Raw genomic sequence first — 17192 nt, forward strand, 5'->3', positions numbered from 1 at the left:
AAGGACTCTGTTTTAGATTAAGCGTTTTTGCCGCAGCAATGTTTGTATTTTTTACCGCTTCCACAAGTACAAGGGTCATTTCTTCCAATTTTGTTTTTATTAACAACAGTTTTAGAAGCAACCCATTGTTGACGAATTTCTTTTCTCTTTTCTGGTGAGAATATAGAATCCCATTGAGAAAGACCATAAAGATAATCAGCTTTAGCATCTAACATATTAAAATATAACTTTTCAAAGTCTATTTTAATACTAATATTAGAATCCTCCTCTAGGTTTTCTAAGTCAAGAGATTCTAATAGACTATCATTTACTCCATCTAGGAATCCCATGAAAAATATAGTTGAAGCCTCATACTTAGCAGCTAAATCCTTAATAGTCCCGCTGATAGTATCGTTATGTTCAGCTAAAATTTTAGTATAGATATGTTTTTCAATTGAGCCGTATTCTTCCCAGAAAGCAGCCTCACCCTTAGTTTTTACGAAATCTATAACCATATCTGTCCAATCTTTATACAAACTCATAGTTTTTTCTCCTTTTGAAAATATATTTTAACTTTAGTAATGTATATTACTTGAAATATTATAATAAAAATTATAATATTTTTCAATGATTTTTCATTTTATTTACTATTTTTAGTATCTTATAAATCTTCTGTTTTCAGCACATATTCAGCATTTTTATCACAATATGCACATTTACATTGTTCGGCTTTTTCTAAATAAGGAAAGGTTTCATTTTCTAATAAAAAGTCATCAATTGCCATGTCTACATGATTTTCACAACAATACTTATTTCTTTTTAGCATTTTGTATATCATCCTTTCCTATAGGTTTCGATAAATCGAAATGTCCGCCCAAAATATCAGTATCCTTGTTTTCTACTGATATTTTAACTTTTTCTACAGATGAAATTTGAGTCAGGGACCAAATAATGCTCTTTAGGCAAATTTCTTCTTTTGAAGCAGTCATATCTACATTTGCTTCTTTACTAAGATTTACATAAGCGATACTATTTTTTATAGATAGACTTAAAATTCTTGTTTCTTTCGGTAAAACTGGTTTAAGCTTACTCTTTACAGAAGGTCCTTTTATAAGTTCGTTAAGAATCGTTTCACCAAATATTTCATCATTTCTCATGACTCTCTCTTCTTGTGAAATTTCAGGAGTATTGATATCTTTAGAGGAGTCAAAATAAATATTTAAATCTAATAGGTTTTCTTTTTCTCTTGATAACGCTATCTGTTTTTCTTTTTCTTTACTATTTAAACTCAACTTATCTTTCTTTTCACAAGTAGTTAAACTTAATGCAGAAAGTATTGCTACAGAACATATTAGTAGGCCAAAAGTTTTTTTCATATTGATCACCTTTTTAACTAAAATTCTATATAATTACTTGGCATATCTCTTTTTGCCATAGATAAGCATAAGTCCTTGTCTAATTTAATTTTAGCATCTTTTAATACATTTACAACTGTTTGATATGCAAGTTCAGGGTAATTATTAGTTTTACTTAAATGACCTAAAATTATTTTTTTGAATTTGCTATTAGTAATGTTAATTATGGCTTTTCCGCAATCATCATTAGATAAGTGCCCAACATTACTTAAAATTCTTCTCTTTAAATTATAAGGGTATGGACCGAATTTTAGCATTTGTATATCATGATTGCTTTCAAGTAATATTACGTCAGCATCTTCTAAGTGGTTACTTACTTCTTCTGAAAATACTCCCAAATCTGTTGCTATGCAAGCCTTTTTATTTTTGTGGCTTAAAGAATAACCAGAAGGAGCTGCCGCATCATGGGATATTTCATAACTAGTTATATCCATATCCTTAATATTTATGTAGTTATTTTCAATTATTCTAATGTTTTCAGTTTTTATCTTACCTAATGTTTTGGACATAGCTTCCCATGTAGCTGAATTTGCATAAATAGGTATATCATATTTTCTAGATAGAACACCTACCCCTTTTGTATGATCTGTATGCTCGTGAGTAACAAATATGGCATCTATGTCTTTAGCATTTTGTCCAATATGTTCAAGTGCCTTTTCAATATGCTTTCCAGGAAGTCCTGCATCTATTAAAACTTTAGCCTTATCTGAAGATGCAAATATACTATTTCCACTACTACCACTGTACAAAGGACAAAAAATCATATAAATTCTCCTATCTTAAAAGTTGAATTATTCAGAGCAAGAAACTCTTCTTATATCTGCACCTAGTGCTTTAAATTTATCTTCGATATTTGGATAACCTCTGTCAATGTGCTCAATGCTTAAGACTTCTGTTGAACCTTCAGCTATAAGACCAGCAATTACCATAGCTGCACCGGCTCTTAAGTCCGTTGCCTTTACTACAGCGCCGGAAAGCTTATCTACTCCATCTATAATAGCAGTTCTTCCTTCTACCTTTACATTAGCGCCCATCTTCTTTAATTCGTCAACGTGTTTAAGTCTACTTTCCCATATGCTTTCATTAATAATACTTCGGCCTTTAGCTACAGTTAAAAGTGTACTCATAGGTTGTTGTACATCCGTTGGAAAACCAGGATAAGGTTGAGTCTTTATATTAACTCCTTTAAGTCTACCAGTAGCTTTTACAGTAATAGAATCACCATTTTCTGTTACCTCAGCACCTATTTCTATAAGCTTTGCAGAGATAGACTCAAGATGTTTTGGAATAACATTTTCTATAGTTACTTCGCCACCACAAGCAGCAGCAGCTATCATATATGTACCAGCCTCTATTTGATCTGGTATTACACTATATGAGCAACCTTTTAACTCTTTTACTCCAACAACTCTTATTATATCAGTACCAGCACCTTTTATATTAGCGCCCATGCTATTTAAAAAGTTTGCTACATCTACTACGTGAGGTTCTTTTGCTACATTTTCCAAAGTAGTTACACCTTCAGCAAGTGTAGCTGCTAACATAACATTTATTGTAGCACCTACTGTTACGACATCAAAAAATATATTAGTACCAATTAATCTATCAGCTTCAACTGTTACACATCCATGTTTAATCTCTACTCTTGCCCCTAGAGCTTCAAAACCTTTTATATGTTGATCTATAGGTCTAACACCAATAGGGCATCCTCCAGGTAGTTCTACACTAGCCTTTTTAAACCTGCCTAAAAGAGCACCTATCAAGTAGTAAGATGCTCTCATTTTTCTTACATCTTCAGTATTAGCATTTACGTTATTTATAGAGGTACTATCTATTACAACAGAATTTTTACCTATAATTATATTACAGCCTAAACTTTCAAGTATTCTCTCTAAACAATGAACATCCTCAATGTCAGGTATATTATCTATAGTACAAGTACCTTTACTGGCCATTATTGCAGCAGGAACTATTGCTACAGCAGCGTTCTTAGCACCATTTATTTCTATACAACCAGAAAGAGGGTTACCACCATTAATAACTAATTTATCCATTCCCGCATCCATCCTTATCATCAATTTTTATTTATATATCTAAATTTAGAAAATCTTTAATTCAAATTATTACACAAACTTTATTATAACATAATTCTATAATATTTTAACACTAATTTTAAAAATGTGAATAGGTTGTTTATGTTGTATCTAAAAAAATTTTGAAATTACCTTAAGAAATTTATAGTATATAACAATATTAGGTGTTTATGTTATATATGTGTGTTATTATGTTAGAGTGAGATATAATATATTATGAATATAGAAAATAATTTTATCTTTATTTTTAAATAATTAGTGGTATATTTTTGTGTGAAAATATGATAAAAAATAATTATATGTTATAATAATGTTTAATTTATACATACTAAGTAGTACGTAATGATTATTAATTTTTGGGGGACTGGAAAAGTATGAAATATTATTTAGTTGCTTTATTTGACAAAAATTCTTATTCCTATATTGAGGAAATACAGAGGAATATATGTAAAAAGTACAAGATATATAAAAATATGCCTGTGTTACACATAACTTTAGAAATTATAGGAGATCCAGATATAGAAAAGCTAAATAAAATAATTTCTGATATGATAAAACCATATAAAAAGTTTAAAGTGGAAATTAATGGAGCTATTTGTTTTGATCCGCCTTATAAATCAGTAAATTTAAAAATTGAGAATAAGGGATATATTATTAGACTAGCTAGACAGTTAAATGATACTTTAAAGTTACATGGATTTGATGTAAGAGACAATATTGATAATTGGGACTTACACGTAGCCTTAGCAAATACTAATCATGCTATAAGGGAGTGGAGTTCAAAAGAGTACGTTGCTGCTTGTCAAAGTACTAAAAAAGAAGACATACACAAGATGGCGAAAATAGATAGGATAGAACTCTGGAAACCAATAAATAATAAAAAGGAAATGGTAGTAAAAAGTTTTTTACTTAAAGACTTTTAACAATACAATTAAGTAACTTAAATATAAGAAATTCCTACATACTAAGGAGGTGTGTGGGAATTTCTTTTTTTAAAAAAACTTTTATGAATAGCTATGAAAAAGTTTACAAAAACTAATTGACATATAGGAAATAATAATATACAATTTACTTAATCGGTTAACTAAACCGGTTAACTTAAAAAGAGGTGATTAAAAATGCAAAAAAATGTTTGTATTTTAGGAAGTATAAATATGGATCTAGTTTTAAGAGTTAATAGATTAGTAAAGCCAGGAGAAACTATCTTATCAAAAAATTTTAAAAAGGTTTCCGGAGGAAAAGGTGCTAATCAAGCAGTAGCTGCTAAAAGATTAGGTGCAAATGTTTCTTTTATAGGAATGGTTGGTGCTGATGATAACGGTTTCGAAATAGTGAAGGCTTTTAAAGAAGATAAAATAGATGTTAGTCACATAAAGGTTAGTAATAATGATCCTACGGGTATGGCAATTATCACTGTGGATGATGACGGCAGAAACTCAATTGTGGTAGTTCCAGGAGCTAACATGAAAATTGATAATACCTCAATAGAGGAATCAAAAGATGTTATAAAGGATTCTAAGCTTTTAATAGCACAGTTTGAGACATCAATAGAAGCTACAATAAAAGCTTTTAAGATTGCTAAGGAAAATGGCGTAATTACTATTTTGAATCCAGCGCCAGCAAGGAATATTCCAGAAGAATTATTGAAATTAACAGATATTATAGCACCAAATGAAACTGAGGTGTTCGAACTTACGGATATTAAGGTGGATGACACTGATAAAATAAGAGAAGCTGCAGATAAACTCATTGAAAAGGGAGCAAAGTTTGTAATAATAACTTTGGGAGAGAGAGGTGCAGCTTTAGCTGACAAGGAAAAGATTACAATTGTGCCAGCGTATAAAGTAAAAGCTGTAGATACAACTGCAGCTGGTGATAGTTTTATAGGAGCATTAGCTACTAAACTACAAAATAAGAAGGAAGTGTGCTTTGAAAATATAGAAGAAGCTATTAAATTTGCTAATAAGGTTTCATCAATTGTAGTGCAGAAACAAGGTGCACAGCCATCACTTCCATACTTAGACGAGGTATTAAAAGCATATAAGGAGGAGTAACATTATGAAAAAGTCAGCATTATTAAATTCAAATATTTCTGAAGTTGTATCTAGAATGGGACATACAGATGCTTTGGCCATAGGAGATTGTGGTCTTCCTATTCCTGATGAGACTAAAAGAATAGATATAGCGCTTATAAAAAATATACCTACCTTTATAGATACATTAAGAGTTGTTTTGATGGAGCTCCAAATTGAAGGAGTAGAGATAGCTAAGGAAACTATGGAGGTTAGTCCAAATTTATATGAAGAGATAAAGAAAGCTATTGGAGATGTTAAGATAACAGTAATTACTCATGAGGAATTGAAACAAAAATTGAAGGACTGTAAAGCCGTGATAAGAACGGGAGAACAAACTCCATATGCAAATATAATATTAAAATCAGGTGTTGTTTTTTAAAAATATTTCTAGGAGGAAAAGATATGGAAAATAATAAGCCTCTATTACAAATGGTTGACATATCAAAATCTTTTCCAGGTGTAAAGGCACTTCAAAATGTAAACCTGAAGGTGCATAGAGGAGAAGTGTTAGCATTACTTGGAGAAAATGGAGCAGGAAAATCAACGCTTATGAAAATACTAAGTGGTGTTTATAAAAAAGATTTAGGTAAAGTTATTATAGATGGAGATGAAGTAGAGATTCAGGGAATTAAACATGCTGAAAGCTTAGGTATAACAATTATACATCAAGAACTTAGTGTACTTCCTAATTTGACCGTATCTGAAAATATATTTTTAGGAAATGAGAAATTCAGTAAGGGAACTAGAAGAATAAATAAAGCTTTGATGAGTGAAAGAAGTAAAAGCTTCTTGGAGCAAATTGGGTGTAATATAGAGCCAGATACTTTAGTAAAAGATATAAATGTAGGCGAAATGCAGATGATTGAGATTGCAAAAGCATTAACTAAAAATTCAAGTATTATTATTATGGATGAACCTACGACTGCACTTACAGATGTAGAAACAAAAAAATTATTTGAGGTAATACGAAAATTAAAAGAAAAAGGAATGGCTATCATATATATATCTCACAGAATGGACGAAATTTTTGAAATTTGTGATTCAATAACGGTTTTAAGAGATGGTAAATACGTTGGAGATGTTGAAACTAAAAAAGTCACTAAAGATGACCTAATAACTATGATGGTTGGTAGAAAGCTTGAAGAACAATTTCCTTATAAAGAATTTGATAAAACAGAAACTTTATTGAAAGTTGAGAATGTATCATTAAGGGATAAAGTGAAAAATGCTAGCTTCGAAGTTAAGGCAGGAGAGATTTTGGGTGTTGCTGGTCTTATGGGTGCAGGAAGAACAGAACTTGCAAAAACCATTTTTGGTGACTATAAGATGAACTCTGGCGAAATTTATGTAGATGGTAAAAAGGTAAGGATAAAATCACCTAAGGATGCAATAGAATATGGAATTTGTTATCTTTCAGAAGATAGAAAAAAAGAAGGGTTGATTTTAAATATGTCTGTAAGAGAAAATATGACCCTTTCTAACTTGAAAACTTATGAAAATAATTTAATGAAGATAAATAAAAGATCAGAAAAATCAGAAGTTAAAGAGTATATACAAAAGCTTTCAATAAAGACTCCCACTCAAGAACAATTAATAAAAAATCTTAGTGGAGGTAATCAACAAAAAGTAATTTTGGCAAAATGGCTTATGCTTTCTCCTAAGGTTTTAATAATCGACGAACCTACAAAGGGAATAGATGTAGGTGCAAAAAAAGAAATATATGAAGTATTAAATGAGTTAAAGAGTGCTGGAAAGGCTGTTATAATGATTTCTTCTGACATGGCGGAAATAATTGGTGTAAGTGATAGAGTAATGGTAATGCATGAAGGAAAAATTACAGGTCAATTAAATAGAAACGAATTAACTCAAGAAAATATAATGAAGTATGCTATTGGTATTTAATTTATTCATTAATATAAAAATACGAAGGAGAAGGTAAAATGGGAAAAGATGTTAAAAGTTTACTTTTTAAGTATAAATCTTTGATTGGACTAATAATACTTTGTTTAGCTATATCCTGTGTTGCTCCTAGATTTCTCACTATTACCAACATGCTCAATGTATTTACTCAGGTTTCAGTTAATGCAATAATTGCGGTAGGTATGTGTTTTGTAATATTAACCGGTGGAATAGACTTATCTGTTGGGTCAACCCTTGCAATAGCAGGTGCTGTGGCAGCAACTTTAGCACAGAAAAATTTTAATATTTTTATAATATTAGTTGTAGTTTTAATAATTGGTGGTTTAATCGGTTTTATTAATGGAATAATAGTTTCGAAGGGAAAAATCCAGGCTTTTATAGTAACATTAGCTACTATGACAGTATTTAGAGGAGTAACTTATGTTTATACTAATGGAACTCCGATATCTGGGCTTGGATCAAGCTTTACTGTAATTGGTAATGGAACCTTAGCAGGAATACCTGTACCTGTTATAATAATAATCCTCGTGGTTTTAGTAGCATGGTATGTATTAAGTCAAACTAGATATGGTAGATATGTATATGCTGTCGGTGGAAATGAAGATTCAGCAAGATTATCAGGTATTAATACAGATAAAATTAAATCTTTAGTTTATGTTTTATGTGGTGTAACAGCTGCACTAAGTGCTGTTGTGGTAACAAGTAGAATAGGATCTGCATCTCCTAATGCAGGAAGCGGTTTTGAACTAGATGCTATTGCTGCAGTTGTACTTGGAGGTACTAGTCTTTCAGGTGGAGAAGGGTCTGTTATTGGTACAATAATAGGTGCAATGATAATAGGCGTATTAAATAATGGACTAAACTTAATGAATGTATCACCATTTTATCAATTAATAGTAAAGGGATTAGTTATATTATTAGCTGTTATGCTTGATAAGAAAAATAAATAATTATATATAAAAAATTTATATATAAAAATTACAATTGAAACTAAGGGAGGAATTTAATCATGAAAAGAATTGGTTTAAAGATGGTATCACTTGCAATAACAGGAGTGCTTGCAATTGCGGGTCTTACAGGATGTGGAACTAAAACTCAACAGGGGACTCAAGGTACTAGTGGAAACAAAAAAATAGGTATGGTAGTATCAACTCTAAATAATCCATTTTTCGTTACAATGAAAGATGGAGCAACTAAAAAGGCAAAAGAACTTGGCTATGATTTAGTAGTTATTGATTCACAAAATGATGCAAGCAAAGAAAGAGCAAATGTAGATGACCTTATACAACAAGGTGTTTCAGCATTAATTATAAATCCGACAGATAGTGATGCCGTTGGAAATTCAATAAAAGCAGCAAATGATAAAAAAATTCCAGTTTTAACTGTAGACAGACAAGCAAATCAAGGTACTGTTGTTACTCATATAGCCTCAGACAATGTTAAAGGTGGAAAGTTAGCAGCAGAGTTTATACTTGAAAAGTTAGGTGGTAAGGCTAATATAGTTGAGCTTCAAGGATTACCAGGAGCGTCAGCTACAAGAGATAGAGGTAAGGGATTCCATGAAGGTGTTGATGGTAAGGCTAACGTAAAGGTGGTTGCAAGCCAGGCAGCAGACTTTGATAGACAAAAGGGATTAAATGTAATGCAAAACATAATGCAGTCTACACCACAATTTGATGCTGTATTTGCTCACAATGATGAAATGGCATTAGGAGCAGTTAAAGCATTAAGTGGTAAGAATGTTATAATTGTAGGTTTTGATGGTACTGATGACGCTAAAAAGGCAGTTGAAAGCGGAGAAATGACAGCTACAGTTGCTCAACAACCAGATTTAATGGGAAGCTTAGCTGTTGAAAATGCAGTAAAGGTTGTAAAAGGTGAAACTGTAGAAAAACAAATTCCAGTAGATTTAAAACTTATAAAGAAATAGTAAAATCCAGGGTTAACACCCTGGATTTTATAAAATATAATTTTAAGTATGAGGGTATAGAAAATTTGAAGAAAATTACAGAATTAAATTCGATGAGGGGTAACGATGAAGAAGGTAACAATGCTTGATATTGCAAAAAAAGCGGGAGTTTCAAAGGCTACGGTTTCGATGGTACTGAATAAGAGAGATCAGAGCATAAGCGAGGAAACTAAGAAAAAAATACTAAAATTAGCCGAAGAGTTAAATTATATTCCAAACTCATTAGCTAGAGGGCTAAGTACTAAAAAGACAGGGACGATAGGGATAATATTGCCCGATATCACAAACCCATTTTTCTCGTCCATTGCAAGAGCTATTGAGGATGCTGCTAATTCATTAGAGTATAATGTAATACTTTGCAATACAGATAATGAAATTGATAAGGAAGTAGATTATATAAAGCTACTTATAAGTAAAATTGTAGATGGGGTTATCTTTATAGCAGGAGGAGAAAGTAGTAGCAGTGTGAAAATTTTGAAAAGTAATAACATACCTTTTGTGCTTGTGGATAGATATATTGATAACTATAAGGATGAACATGGGGTGTATTTGTTAAATGAAGAGGGTGTTATAAAAGGAATTGATTATTTGTATAAAAAAGGAAATGAAAAAATTGTTTTTGTGAAAGGCCATGAAAATATTACAGTCTCCAATGAAAGATTAAAAGGATACAAGTATGCAATGAATAAATATGGCATATATGATGAAAATCTAATATTTAAAGGCAACTTTAATATAGAAGGAGGAATTAAGGCTACTGAGGCAATATTAAGCAAACTAGATAAGGTTGAGGCCATATTTTATAGTAATGACATGATGGCTTTAGGTGGAATGAAGGTTTTATTAAGAAAGGGTTTTAGGATTCCAGAGGATATAAGAATAATGGGCTTTGACAACATAGATATATGCGGAATTTTTGAACCAGAGCTAACTACAATAGGGCAGCCTATATATAAGATGGGAAAAGAGGCTTGTAAGCTGCTTATAAATATAATAAATGAAGTAGATATTAAGGATAAAGAAATTTATTTTGAAACAGAACTTATAATAAGAGGAACTGCTTAAGAATAAATTAAGACCCCGCATAAAGATATGCGGGGCTTTTTAAAATGATTAAACGTCTAATAAGTTGTTTTTGTATGAAGTATATAAATCTCTAAGCTCAATTATCTTAGCATCCATTTGAACTTGAAGTTCCGATACAGTTGCATAATCTCCAGCGCTTATAGCATCCTTTACTCTTGTAAATAAGCTCTTAGTTGAGTAAGTATCTTTTAATAAATATTGTCTTAAAGCATGAACTTTCTGCCAGTTAGCTACATCAAGATCAAGAGCTCGCTCAGCGCAGTGAAGTTTCTTACAGCTTCTGATTTCATCAGCATAGTTAGAGATTATTCTTGAACTGATTTCAGTTAACCATCTTCTTTCTACACCAGTACGGAAACTGTTAAGTATTTTCTCTGAAAATACATCACCACATTTTAATACATCAAGTTTTTCTGGATATTTATCAAATGCTATTATATTTTCATAAACTGTAGCAGGTGCTTTACCAAATAATCTTGATCTTTCTTCATCAGTGTAATCTTCAAATACATCTTCTTCACTTCTGTAAGCTCTATCTTTTTCAAGATATGCAGTTTCTTCACCAGCAGCCTTTGAAAGCTCAGCAAGTAAATCAGCTTCTGTTTTTTTGTTACCTATAGCATAGTTTATGCCATCCATTGAAGTAGTAAATAATGCTGCTAATGCTAAATAGGTGTTTGTGAATGGATTTGGAGCTCTAAGCTCAAATCTAGTTCCTAGAGGATTTTGTAAGTCTCTAATAACACCTAGTAATATAGTTCTATTTCTTGAAGGAACTTCAACTGAATGTCCTAAAGATGTAACTATACATACTGGAGCTTCAAATCCAGGTTTTAATCTTCTTAATGAATCGTTAGTAGCAGATACGATTGGGTTTATAACTTCATAGTTCTTTAATATACCCATTAATGATCCGTATCCATATATACTTAAGAAGCTGTTGTCAGTTGAAGCATATAGGTTAAATCTTTTTCCGTTGTTTAATTTTAAAGCAATACTTAAGTGAGTGTGTTCTCCGCTTCCAGCTACTCCGTGGATTGGTTTAGCTAAGAATGTAACATCAAGTCCGTATCTTCTGAAAGTTTCTTTTACTAGTGTTCTAACGAAAAGTTCATTATCTGCAGCTTGAACAGCATCAGCATATTTCCAGTCTATTTCAAGTTGTTCCATAACGTGAGTAAGGTCACCAGTTTCGCTTAAGTGAGCCTTTATTCCACCAACTTCTTTATGTCCCATTTCTGGCTCTAAGCCATATGCTTCCATTAATAATAATGTTTCTTCAAGAGCTGATCTTACAGCACCTTTAGTTCTAGTCCAATATTGCTCTTGAAGAACTTGAGATGTTGAAAGTTCTTGAATTTCAGCAGTTTCATCTGGAGTTTTTACCCAGAACTCAAGCTCAGTAGCAGCTGTAGCTATTACATCAGCTACATCCTCAAATTTAGCACCATATGATGCTAATAATTCAGGATTCTTCTTGTATGAATCAAGTAATGAGTCTTTAACATAAGCAGTTGCAGCTTTTAAAATGTGTCTAGAATCAACAGCTTTGCCCTCGTGTATTAAGAAGCAAGGAATTCTTAATGTTCCTACTGGCTTATTTGTTTCTTCATCCATAAGTTCAAAGTTATAGTCTACGAACCAGTTAACTTCTGTATCAGCTATCATATCAACCTTAGCATTATTTAATGATGCTATTCCAGGAAGAACAACTGATGATCCGTCTGTTTGGATTGCTCCCTTTAAGAATCCGCCAATATCTTCTAAGAAGATTTTCATAGGGATTTTTTCATCTGTATCATTTCCAGATAAATCTATACCAACAAGGGATACAAATTTTATTTCTGAATGAGCAGTTAAAATACTTTTTAAGTCTTCTACTGAGTGATTTTCTTTTGAAATAACATAGATTAGATCTTTGTTCATGAAAGTTACCTCCCCAAAATAATAAATAATATATTAACTCATATTTGATTACGTGGTTTTATCAAATTAATATTAATGGTGTAGTTTTATTATTCTAATTTTATTAATTTAATATTAATCACGTGTTTTTTTTAATTTTTTTACATTTTATAATCATGATTTTATAATTAATATGTAAATATGTCAATAGTAAAAGTGAATGAATTTATTAAAAATATTGCAGTATTAGGTTATTTAGTGAATATATTTATTAAATAAGCATGTTTATAATATATATTTTTTCTAGTTTATAGAAATAGTATGTTATATAATATAAGATATATACATATGTTAACAAACATAATGAGGTGGTAAAGTGAATGTAGAAGATAGACCTATTGGCTTTTTTGATTCGGGAGTAGGAGGTCTTAGTGTCTTAAAAGAAGCAGTTAGGCTTCTTCCTGGTGAAAATTTTATCTATTTTGGTGATTCAAAAAATGCACCTTATGGCATAAAAGATATAAATGAGGTTAAAGCTTTAACATTTAATGCTGTGGATTTTTTGATAGAAAAAAATGTTAAAGCACTAGTTGTAGCCTGTAATACAGCTACTAGTGCAGCCATAATAGATCTAAGGGAAAAATACAGTAGGATTATGCCTATTATAGGTATAGAACCGGCTTTGAAGCCAGCGGTGGAATATAAAAGAAAAGGGAAAATAATTATAATGGCAACACCGATGACTTTATCAGAAAGTAAATTTAGCAATCTTATGAATAACTATAAGAGTGAAGCTCAAATAGAACCACTACCATGCCCTGGTCTTGTGGAACTTATAGAAACAGGAGTAATAGAAGGAGATCAATTAGATAAATACTTAAGAGAAAAAATGAATCCTTTTCTGGATGAAGGCATAGCAGCTGTAGTTCTTGGATGTACCCATTATCCATTTATAAGAAAAGCGCTGTCTCAAGTATTAACAGAGAAAGTACCTATTATAGATGGGAGTAGGGGAACTGTAAAACAGTTAAAGAGACAGTTGAATGAGTATAATATCATAAATAAAAAGATCAAAGGTGGAAGTATAGAAATAAATAATTCTTTAAATAGTGATGAAATTATAAAGTTAAGTTATAAACTGCTTAATCTAGAAGAATAATAAAATGGAAATTGAATTTTTATTGCAATTTAATTAACGAGGCTGACATGTATTTGTCAGTTTTGTTAATTTTACAACAATAATTTTTGGCATATAACTTATTGTTGGGATAATAATTATAACTTTTATATAAACTATTTTTATAATTATCTGAATACAAATAAGTTAACTGATAAGCAGGGTGAAATTGAATGGATAATAGAGAAGATAATCCTATAAAACAAAATCTAAATATTAAACAGTATATGGGGTGGTTTATGTGCTTATCCTTCCCATTTACTATAAGAGGAATAATGGATATTGTTAGGTTGCCATTAATTGCAGCAGTTATATATTGGTTCATTTGTGGATTATTATTAAGATACCTGATAGACAAAAGACTACCCTACTGTAGGCCTAAAATTAAATACATAAAAAGAGAAACTGTTGCAGTTGCATTACTTACTTTGCTTAGTGTTTGTTTCTATATAAGTGATTGTAATCAAAATAGCACTTTATATAAGGGAGAAATTCTAAACTCACTAATATTTGCATTACTAAATGGGTGTTTTCAGCAGTTAGTTTGGATTAATATATTTGAGCTTGCAGGAGCTAGGATTAAGTTAAGTGGATTTATAGCTGTATTTATACATATAGTATTTATTAACTTATTTTTTTGGAATAATTTTATCATTATGCCCAGTATTCATAGTACCTTATTTATTATGGCACAAGGATTTTTAGTTGTAATATTGCTTATCATATACATGAAAACTGATGATATAACTATAGTTAGTATCCAAAATGTTGTATACAATTTGATTATAGTTTTTGCTAATGGGTTTGGATGTAATCCGTTTATTTATATTAAGTAAAACTATAATAATTATAATTAATTTATTGATTGCATTGACCAGTGGATATAAAAGCATTATTATATAAAAAATAGTAAACAATATAAAATATGATATAATTCAATATAGAAAGTAAATATTTTTATGATTTATTGAAGGGAGAATGAAAAGTATGAATCCAATAGTTACAATTAAGATGAAAAATGGTGGAGTAATGAAAGCTGAACTATACCCAGAAATTGCTCCAAACACAGTAAATAATTTTATAAGCTTAGTAAAAAAAGGTTTCTACAACAATCTGATTTTTCACAGAATAATTCCAGGTTTCATGATTCAGGGAGGATGTCCTGAAGGTGCTGGAACTGGTGGTCCAGGGTATTCAATAAAAGGAGAATTTGATATTAATGGTTTCAAAAATGACTTAAAGCATACAGAAGGTGTTTTATCTATGGCAAGAGCTATGCATCCAGACTCTGCTGGAAGTCAATTCTTCATAATGGTAGAAGATGCTCCTCATTTAGATAGACAATATGCTGCTTTTGGAAAAGTTATTGAAGGAATGGATATAGCTAAACAAATAGTAAGTGTTAAAAGAGACTTTAGAGATAGACCTTATGAAGAACAGGTTATGGAAGAAGTTACAGTGGATACCTTCGGAAAGGAATATCCAGAACCTGAAAAGATCTAAAGGAAGAGAGGAATATGCTATTGCAGAATAATAAAGCTATTTTGAGCTATAGTTTAAATGATGAAGAAAAGAATAATATTTCTGAAATATTAAATTATAATTGCAAAGTTGTAGAACAAAGCATGGGAAAAATGAAAATAAAAGATATACTTAATGGATTAAAATTGGAGGTTATTAATTCTCATATTCCAAAAGAAAAGGTGATTTTATTTAATAATTTTGAAGATGAGGAATTAAAGAAAACAATTAATCTAATAAAATCAGTTATACAACCTGCACCTATCTTTGCTATAGTTACGGAAACCTCTATCGATTGGACTTTTGAACATTTGTTAGAACACTTAATAGAAGAAAGAGAATGGTATAGAAATCACAGTAGATAAAAGTGGGGGAAAAGTATGAGTCGTGTTGGAGAAAACATAAAAAATACAAGAACTGGCCTAGGCATGAGTCAAAAACAGTTAGCCAAGAAATTAGGCGTAGCTGAAAGATTTATTAATGAAGTAGAGACAGGTAGAAAAATTGCAAATCAAAGCTTGATTGATAGATTATCAAAAGTTTTAGGAAAAGATATAAATGATATTACAATGTCTTTTGAAGAAGAGGTATATAGAGAAGAAAAAACTCAAAAGTTCTCAGCAGAACCTAAAAAAGAAAGTGTAAAAGATGTATGGAGTGAAGCCTTTGGATCTGTATTGAAGAATGTTCCAGTTTACCGATATGACTTAAACAAAGCAATATTATGGAAACAGCTACCTTTAATCAATAATAAGGTAGAGGGGTATGCTCAAGATAAGGTTTTATACTTACAAATAGAAGATGATGATATGATAGGCTTTAGAATAGGACATGGAGATTTAGGTTTTGCTCATGTTACTCATGAAATTGAGAATAATACAATATGTCTTATAGAATACAATAATGGAAGAGCAGTAAGGCAAATAAGAAAATTGGATAACAATAAGCTTTTACTTATAAGCAACAGGGGAAGCATTAGGACAGAAACTGTAGATTCAAAGGAAATAAAAGTATTGGCAAAACTTGATAGAATTGAAATAAAGCTTTAAGTTTTAATTATAATACCAGCAGAAAATTTTGTTTTTCAGATAATTTTCTGCTGGTATTACTATACACCTCTTAAATCAAAGTTTGGTATAAAACTTTCTGAACAAGTTTCATCTTCTTGTATAAAAGCATTTTTAATACCTAATGTTATACAATAGTCTATTAAGGAATCATAGTGTTTAGGGTTTAAAGGTTTGTTTATTTCAAGGTGTTTATTAAATTTGGGCATAGGAGTATATTGATTCATAATACTTATATAAACAGAGTCACTAAAGGTATTATATATATAATCTATGACTTTTTTTGAGTCGAATAGGAGGCCAGGAAGCATAAGATGACGTACAATAACACCCTGATCGATTAAACCTTTAGAATTAATTTTTACATCACCAACCTGAGAAAACATTTCCTCGATGGCTTTTGTAGCATGAGTAAAGTAGTTAGGGGAACTTGAGTATTTTCGTGAGTATTTATCATTAAAATATTTAAGATCTGGAAGATATACATCGACATACCCCTTTAATGCTCTTATAGTTTCTATATTTTCATAGCTATTTGTATTATATATAATTGGTAGGTTTAGGCCCTTAGATTTAGCTATTTTTAGGGCTTCAATTATTTGAGGAACATAATGAGTAGGAGTTACTAAATTTATATTGTGAGCCCCTCTTTGTTGTTGCTCCAAAAATATTTCACTTAATCTTTCAATAGATATTTCTTTACCAACGCCCTCATTGCTTATCTGATGATTTTGGCAAAAGGAGCATTGTAGGTTACAATTTGAAAAGAATATTGTACCAGAACCATCGGTACCAGATATGCATGGCTCCTCCCAATGATGAAGTGATACTCGTGCAACTTTAACATTTTTTCCCGATTTACAAAATCCTATAATACCATCTAGCCTATTTACAGCACAATTTCTAGGACATAGATTGCAGCTTTTAAGCATGTTTAGCATAATAACACCTCTATTTTATGTTTTTCTGATAAATAATTATACAA

General features: G+C 30.8%; 19 protein-coding genes. 12 read left to right on the forward strand and 7 right to left on the reverse strand.

The annotated features are described in order from the left end of the window. Positions 1–17: 17 nt before the first annotated feature. The 5 genes from CLMAG_RS00415 to CLMAG_RS00435 form a co-directional block, all read right to left on the reverse strand. Positions 18–521, reverse strand: a complete 504-nt coding sequence (locus tag CLMAG_RS00415) for an SEC-C metal-binding domain-containing protein (protein WP_066616388.1) — start codon at positions 519–521, stop codon at positions 18–20. A gap of 119 nt (positions 522–640) precedes the next feature. After that, positions 641–805 (reverse strand): CxxH/CxxC protein, encoded by a 165-nt coding sequence (locus CLMAG_RS00420; protein ID WP_066616391.1) that lies wholly within the window; start codon positions 803–805, stop codon positions 641–643. Next, complete coding sequence (locus tag CLMAG_RS00425; protein WP_066616392.1) at positions 789–1355, reverse strand: GerMN domain-containing protein; 567 nt, start codon at positions 1353–1355, stop codon at positions 789–791. The genes CLMAG_RS00420 and CLMAG_RS00425 overlap by 17 nt, the downstream gene beginning before the upstream one ends. A gap of 17 nt (positions 1356–1372) precedes the next feature. Next, positions 1373–2158 carry an MBL fold metallo-hydrolase gene (locus CLMAG_RS00430; protein WP_066616395.1) on the reverse strand — a complete coding sequence of 262 codons (786 nt, stop codon included), beginning with the start codon at positions 2156–2158 and terminating at the stop codon, positions 1373–1375. Between the two features lie 27 nt (positions 2159–2185). After that, positions 2186–3448, reverse strand: a complete 1263-nt coding sequence (locus CLMAG_RS00435) for a UDP-N-acetylglucosamine 1-carboxyvinyltransferase (protein WP_066616398.1) — start codon at positions 3446–3448, stop codon at positions 2186–2188. Between the two features lie 413 nt (positions 3449–3861). On the opposite strand from CLMAG_RS00435, the gene CLMAG_RS00440 reads away from it, so the two are divergent. From CLMAG_RS00440 to CLMAG_RS00470, 7 genes are all read left to right on the forward strand, one after another. Next, a complete protein-coding gene (locus CLMAG_RS00440; protein WP_066616401.1) occupies positions 3862–4410 on the forward strand; it encodes a 2'-5' RNA ligase family protein in 549 nt (182 codons plus the stop codon). A gap of 195 nt (positions 4411–4605) precedes the next feature. Next, on the forward strand, positions 4606–5541 hold the full coding sequence (rbsK, locus tag CLMAG_RS00445; protein ID WP_066616403.1) for a ribokinase: 936 nt from the start codon (positions 4606–4608) through the stop codon (positions 5539–5541). A 4-nt stretch (positions 5542–5545) separates the two neighbouring features. Continuing rightward, the gene (gene rbsD / locus CLMAG_RS00450; RefSeq protein WP_066616406.1) at positions 5546–5941 is read left to right on the forward strand and encodes a D-ribose pyranase; all 396 of its coding nucleotides are present in this window, start codon (positions 5546–5548) and stop codon (positions 5939–5941) included. A gap of 23 nt (positions 5942–5964) precedes the next feature. Beyond that, positions 5965–7464 (forward strand): sugar ABC transporter ATP-binding protein, encoded by a 1500-nt coding sequence (locus tag CLMAG_RS00455; protein WP_066616409.1) that lies wholly within the window; start codon positions 5965–5967, stop codon positions 7462–7464. 38 nt (positions 7465–7502) lie between these two features. Beyond that, positions 7503–8432, forward strand: coding sequence for an ABC transporter permease subunit (locus tag CLMAG_RS00460; RefSeq protein ID WP_066616412.1), 930 nt, complete (start codon positions 7503–7505; stop codon positions 8430–8432). 59 nt (positions 8433–8491) lie between these two features. Further along, on the forward strand, positions 8492–9412 hold the full coding sequence (gene rbsB, locus CLMAG_RS00465) for a ribose ABC transporter substrate-binding protein RbsB (protein ID WP_066616415.1): 921 nt from the start codon (positions 8492–8494) through the stop codon (positions 9410–9412). 105 nt (positions 9413–9517) lie between these two features. Next, positions 9518–10516, forward strand: a complete 999-nt coding sequence (locus tag CLMAG_RS00470; protein ID WP_066616418.1) for a LacI family DNA-binding transcriptional regulator — start codon at positions 9518–9520, stop codon at positions 10514–10516. A 48-nt stretch (positions 10517–10564) separates the two neighbouring features. On the opposite strand, the gene CLMAG_RS00475 is transcribed toward CLMAG_RS00470, so the two are convergent. After that, positions 10565–12463, reverse strand: coding sequence for a glutamine synthetase (locus tag CLMAG_RS00475; protein WP_066616421.1), 1899 nt, complete (start codon positions 12461–12463; stop codon positions 10565–10567). A 355-nt stretch (positions 12464–12818) separates the two neighbouring features. Between CLMAG_RS00475 and murI the strand changes: the two genes are divergently transcribed. The 5 genes from murI to CLMAG_RS00500 all read left to right on the forward strand — a co-directional run bounded on the left by murI (position 12819) and on the right by CLMAG_RS00500 (position 16189). Next, the gene (gene murI, locus CLMAG_RS00480; RefSeq protein ID WP_066616424.1) at positions 12819–13601 is read left to right on the forward strand and encodes a glutamate racemase; all 783 of its coding nucleotides are present in this window, start codon (positions 12819–12821) and stop codon (positions 13599–13601) included. 191 nt (positions 13602–13792) lie between these two features. Beyond that, positions 13793–14455: a hypothetical protein gene (locus CLMAG_RS00485; protein ID WP_066616427.1), complete on the forward strand. Its 663-nt coding sequence runs from the start codon at positions 13793–13795 to the stop codon at positions 14453–14455. A 151-nt stretch (positions 14456–14606) separates the two neighbouring features. Next, positions 14607–15122, forward strand: coding sequence for a peptidylprolyl isomerase (locus tag CLMAG_RS00490; RefSeq protein WP_066616429.1), 516 nt, complete (start codon positions 14607–14609; stop codon positions 15120–15122). Positions 15123–15136: 14 nt separating this feature from the next. Then, positions 15137–15505 carry a DUF3783 domain-containing protein gene (locus tag CLMAG_RS00495; RefSeq protein ID WP_066616431.1) on the forward strand — a complete coding sequence of 123 codons (369 nt, stop codon included), beginning with the start codon at positions 15137–15139 and terminating at the stop codon, positions 15503–15505. A 15-nt stretch (positions 15506–15520) separates the two neighbouring features. Continuing rightward, positions 15521–16189, forward strand: a complete 669-nt coding sequence (locus CLMAG_RS00500; protein ID WP_066616433.1) for a helix-turn-helix transcriptional regulator — start codon at positions 15521–15523, stop codon at positions 16187–16189. A gap of 59 nt (positions 16190–16248) precedes the next feature. Here the strand turns inward: CLMAG_RS00500 and CLMAG_RS00505 are convergent, their stop codons facing one another. Further along, positions 16249–17148, reverse strand: a complete 900-nt coding sequence (locus tag CLMAG_RS00505; protein WP_139264268.1) for a radical SAM protein — start codon at positions 17146–17148, stop codon at positions 16249–16251. Between the last annotated feature and the right edge of the window lie 44 nt (positions 17149–17192).

The organism is Clostridium magnum DSM 2767 (assembly GCF_001623875.1).
GTDB lineage: Bacteria > Bacillota > Clostridia > Clostridiales > Clostridiaceae > Clostridium_AM > Clostridium_AM magnum.

Bases quoted from the DNA above. Each gene is read 5' to 3' on its own strand.
- CLMAG_RS00455 (WP_066616409.1), top strand. From the start codon at position 5,965: ATGGAAAATAATAAGCCTCTATTACAAATGGTTGACATATCAAAATCT.
- CLMAG_RS00420 (WP_066616391.1), bottom strand. From the start codon at position 805: ATGCTAAAAAGAAATAAGTATTGTTGTGAAAATCATGTAGACATGGCA.
- CLMAG_RS00485 (WP_066616427.1), top strand. From the start codon at position 13,793: ATGGATAATAGAGAAGATAATCCTATAAAACAAAATCTAAATATTAAA.
- CLMAG_RS00460 (WP_066616412.1), top strand. From the start codon at position 7,503: ATGGGAAAAGATGTTAAAAGTTTACTTTTTAAGTATAAATCTTTGATT.
- CLMAG_RS00415 (WP_066616388.1), bottom strand. From the start codon at position 521: ATGAGTTTGTATAAAGATTGGACAGATATGGTTATAGATTTCGTAAAA.
- CLMAG_RS00435 (WP_066616398.1), bottom strand. From the start codon at position 3,448: ATGGATAAATTAGTTATTAATGGTGGTAACCCTCTTTCTGGTTGTATA.
- CLMAG_RS00470 (WP_066616418.1), top strand. From the start codon at position 9,518: ATGAAGAAGGTAACAATGCTTGATATTGCAAAAAAAGCGGGAGTTTCA.
- CLMAG_RS00440 (WP_066616401.1), top strand. From the start codon at position 3,862: ATGAAATATTATTTAGTTGCTTTATTTGACAAAAATTCTTATTCCTAT.
- rbsB (WP_066616415.1), top strand. From the start codon at position 8,492: ATGAAAAGAATTGGTTTAAAGATGGTATCACTTGCAATAACAGGAGTG.
- rbsD (WP_066616406.1), top strand. From the start codon at position 5,546: ATGAAAAAGTCAGCATTATTAAATTCAAATATTTCTGAAGTTGTATCT.
- CLMAG_RS00475 (WP_066616421.1), bottom strand. From the start codon at position 12,463: ATGAACAAAGATCTAATCTATGTTATTTCAAAAGAAAATCACTCAGTA.
- CLMAG_RS00495 (WP_066616431.1), top strand. From the start codon at position 15,137: ATGCTATTGCAGAATAATAAAGCTATTTTGAGCTATAGTTTAAATGAT.
- rbsK (WP_066616403.1), top strand. From the start codon at position 4,606: ATGCAAAAAAATGTTTGTATTTTAGGAAGTATAAATATGGATCTAGTT.
- CLMAG_RS00430 (WP_066616395.1), bottom strand. From the start codon at position 2,158: ATGATTTTTTGTCCTTTGTACAGTGGTAGTAGTGGAAATAGTATATTT.
- CLMAG_RS00490 (WP_066616429.1), top strand. From the start codon at position 14,607: ATGAATCCAATAGTTACAATTAAGATGAAAAATGGTGGAGTAATGAAA.
- CLMAG_RS00425 (WP_066616392.1), bottom strand. From the start codon at position 1,355: ATGAAAAAAACTTTTGGCCTACTAATATGTTCTGTAGCAATACTTTCT.
- CLMAG_RS00500 (WP_066616433.1), top strand. From the start codon at position 15,521: ATGAGTCGTGTTGGAGAAAACATAAAAAATACAAGAACTGGCCTAGGC.
- CLMAG_RS00505 (WP_139264268.1), bottom strand. From the start codon at position 17,148: ATGCTAAACATGCTTAAAAGCTGCAATCTATGTCCTAGAAATTGTGCT.